At 40.2% G+C, this 3,051-nt stretch carries 3 protein-coding genes; 2 read left to right on the top strand and 1 reads right to left on the bottom strand.

Annotated elements, in window-relative coordinates; genetic code table 11:
• Window positions 1-213 (top strand): DUF6110 family protein (locus tag WKI42_RS09905; protein WP_368081839.1); only part of this gene is annotated, 213 nt, incomplete at its 5' end.
• A 1-nt stretch (window position 214) separates the two neighbouring features.
• Window positions 215-2,278, top strand: coding sequence for a heavy metal translocating P-type ATPase (locus WKI42_RS09910; protein ID WP_173214492.1), 2,064 nt, complete (start codon window positions 215-217; stop codon window positions 2,276-2,278).
• Window positions 2,279-2,355: 77 nt separating this feature from the next.
• Here WKI42_RS09910 and tyrS read toward each other — a convergent pair.
• On the bottom strand, window positions 2,356-3,051 hold a 696-nt coding region (tyrS, locus tag WKI42_RS09915; protein ID WP_368081840.1), incomplete at its 5' end, for a tyrosine--tRNA ligase.

The following is a 3,051-nucleotide window of genomic DNA, read 5'->3' on the forward strand; positions in this document are numbered from 1 at the left end:
GCATTTGGTACCCTTGGTTTGAAAATCTTGGCAAGTAAGGAAGCTAAAAAAGGTTATTCTAAAGCTTTGGCTAAGGCTTACAAGTTGAAAGACGGGCTAGACGCATCTGTTTCTGTTGTGAAGCAACATGGAGACGATGTCTTGCAAGATGCCAAATATTTGTACGAGCAAGAGAAAAAAGAAGAGCAATTAGATAGCCTTATAGGAGAATAATATGTCTTTTAAAGTGCTACATAGAGGATACCAACATATCCGACTATCATCTTCTTTTTCACTCACCTTGGATATTCAAGACTATCTTCGTTCCTTGGCGAGAGATGAAAAGGGGATTGAGTCTATCCAGTTTTACATGGATCAACAGCACTTTACTCTACGTATAAAAGAAGGCTTTTCTGTATTAGATAATGCAGAAGCCTTTTTAAAAAGAATTGATAAAGGGAATGTTTCTGAGTTGATGACTCTTCCCATTCGTAGAGAAGAGAGTGCTTATTCTATAGTTTCAGGTGCAGCGATTAAGCGTATACTTTTTCGTAGTTTTGTGCCGTATCCTATTCGCTATATATGGACTTGTTATCAGGCTTTTGGTTATATTAGAGAAGCCTATCAAACACTAGCGCGTAAGGAACTAACGATGGAGGTTTTGGACTGTTCGGCGATTTTATTGTCCTTGTTTATGAACCAATCTAAGACAGCTAGCAATATCATGTTTATGCTTGATTTGGGGAATCATTTAGATCAGTGGTCCTTGAAAAAAACTGCAACAGATTTAGAACAGAGTCTTCTTGCAAAAGAGAGCGATGTATTCTTAGTACAGGGCGATACGGTCGTTAGTATCAAGAGTTCCGACGTTCAAATAGGAGATGTCTTGGTCCTATCTCAAGGAAATGAAATTCTGTTTGATGGACAAGTAGTTTCAGGTTTAGGTATGGTCAACGAAAGTTCCTTGACGGGAGAGAGTTTTCCAGTTGAAAAAAGAGAGTCTGATTCGGTTTGTGCAAACACAGTCTTGGAGACTGGGGAGCTACGCATTCGTGTAACCGATAATCAGATGAACAGCCGTATTTTACAGCTGATTGAGTTGATGAAGAAATCTGAAGAAAACAAGAAAACGAAACAACGCTATTTCATCAAGATGGCGGACAAGGTCGTCAAATATAATTTCTTGGGGGCTGGGCTGACTTACCTATTGACAGGTTCTTTTTCGAAGGCTATTTCTTTCCTATTGGTCGATTTCTCCTGCGCTTTGAAAATCTCTACTCCTGTAGCTTATTTGACAGCTATCAAGGAGGGGTTGAATCGTGAAATGGTGATTAAGGATGGGGATGTTCTGGAGAAATATCTGGAAGTTGATACTTTCTTGTTTGATAAGACGGGAACAATCACAACTAGCTATCCGATAGTTGAAAAGGTGTTACCTTTTGGGGACTATAGTGAGGAAGATATTCTCAGAATCAGTGCCTGTCTTGAGGAACACATTTATCATCCTATTGCTAATGCCATCGTCAAGCAAGCCGAGATAGAGGGAATTGAACATGAGGAAATGCATGGGAAACTCCAATATATCGCAAGCAAGGGGATTAAATCTCATATAGATGGGCAACCAGTTCTTATTGGGAATTATGTCTTGATGCAGGATGAACAGATTCATATCAGTTCAGAACAACATGCTTTAATTGAAGAGTACAAGAGTCACTACAATCTCTTATTCTTGGCTTATCAGAATGAATTGATTGGAATGTTCTGTATTCATACTCCTTTGAGAAAAGAAGCAAAAGCAGCCTTGGAGAAACTTAAGGCACAAGGGAAAAAATTGATTCTGGCAACAGGGGACACCTTGGTTAGAACAGAGGAATTAGTCAAAGATTTGCCCTTTGATCAGGTCTATACAGACTTGAAACCTGATGGGAAATTTGAGTTAGTAGAGGAACTGCAGAAAGCAGGTCACACTATTTTGATGGTTGGGGATGGGTTGAATGACTCAGCTGCTCTAACCCTATCAGATATCGGTGTGGTGATGAATGAGAGTGCAGATATTTCTAAGCAGATGAGCGATATCTTATTGTTAGATAATCGTTTGGATTTCTTCCAAGAGTTGGATTGGCTATCATCATCTTTGCAAACACTCATCAAGAAGAATATTCAAGATACCGTTGTCGTAAATAGTAGTTTGATTGGCTTTGGCTTGTTTAATTGGCTCAGTCCTTCAAATCTCTCTATCTTACATAATCTAACAACCTTACGCATAGTCCTGCGTAGCCTGTCTATTAAGGCTAGATAGATGTGATTATCAACAACAAAAAGGAGTTACCTTTCTCGAGGGCAACTCCTTTTTTCTATAGGTAAATGTTGAACAGTTTAGTAAGTCAGTACAAAGTATTTTTTCTTCCCGCGACGGATAACAGTCAGTTCGTTCTCAAGCTTATCTGCGTCGTTCAAGACATAGTCAAGGTCTTGGATACGGTCGCCGTTTACGTAGATAGCTCCGTTTTGGACATCTTCACGGGCTTGACGTTTTGAGTTAACCACACCAGATGACACGAGCAGTTCCACGATATTGTGATTTTCATCTACTTGTACTTGGTAGTTTGGCACACCACGAAGTCCTTGTTTGAGCTCTTTGACAGAAAGGTTTTTGATGTTTCCTGCAAAGAGTTGCTCAGTGATGTTGAGGGCTTCTTTGTAAGCTTCTTCTCCGTGAACAAGTGTAACGACTTCACGAGCCAAGACTTTTTGTGCCAAGCGTTCGTGTGGAGCTGCTTCAAATTGTTTACGGATGTCTTCAATCTCATCAAGTGACAAGAAAGTAAAGATCTTCAAGAAGCGAACAGCGTCTGCATCCATAACGTTCATCCAAAATTGGTACATTTCGTATGGGGAAGTCTTTTCAGGATTGAGCCAGACTGCGTTTCCTTCTGATTTACCAAATTTCTTACCAGTTGCATCTGTGATCAATGGAACGGTGATAACGTGTCCAGTTTTGTCAGCCTTACGACGAAGCAATTCGGTACCAGCTGTCATATTTCCCCACTGGTCAGAACCACCGATTTGAAG

The sequence above is a fragment of the Streptococcus pseudopneumoniae genome, from assembly GCF_038148935.1.
Lineage (GTDB): Bacteria > Bacillota > Bacilli > Lactobacillales > Streptococcaceae > Streptococcus > Streptococcus pseudopneumoniae_U.

Excerpts from the sequence above, each read along its gene's own strand:
- WKI42_RS09910 (WP_173214492.1), top strand. The coding sequence starts at position 215 with ATGTCTTTTAAAGTGCTACATAGAGGATACCAACATATCCGACTATCA.